The 253-nt window shown below is 72.7% G+C and carries 1 protein-coding gene; it reads left to right on the top strand.

Going from position 1 to position 253, the window contains the following annotated elements; genetic code table 11:
- Nucleotides 1-33: 33 nt before the first annotated feature.
- Nucleotides 34-253 (top strand): hypothetical protein (locus SB773_RS33275; protein ID WP_410594718.1); only part of this gene is annotated, 220 nt, incomplete at its 3' end.

The raw sequence follows: 253 nt of genomic DNA, 5'->3' as shown, positions 1-253 counted from the left end.
CTGGTCGCGCAGGTGGCCGCGGGGGAGCTCGACATGGAGGCGAGCGACGCTCTGGAGGCGCTCGCCTCTCGTGAAGGGTTCACGGGCGAGCTCGTCCGTGCTTCGACGGCGGTGATGGCGATGACCGACGCCGATGGACGTCGGCGCCTGGTCGGGATGCTCGCGTGCATCCCCGGGCCCGACGTCGAATCGGTGCTGCAGACGCTGGCCGCCGACCCGGAGTCCTCCGTCGCGATCGCTGCCCGCGCCCACC

It is taken from the genome of Bacillus sp. SIMBA_074 (assembly GCF_046534555.1).
GTDB lineage: Bacteria > Bacillota > Bacilli > Bacillales > Bacillaceae_G > Bacillus_A > Bacillus_A mycoides.
Note: the sequence above shows the minus strand (reverse complement) of the source record. Positions and strands in the feature narration are given on the sequence as shown.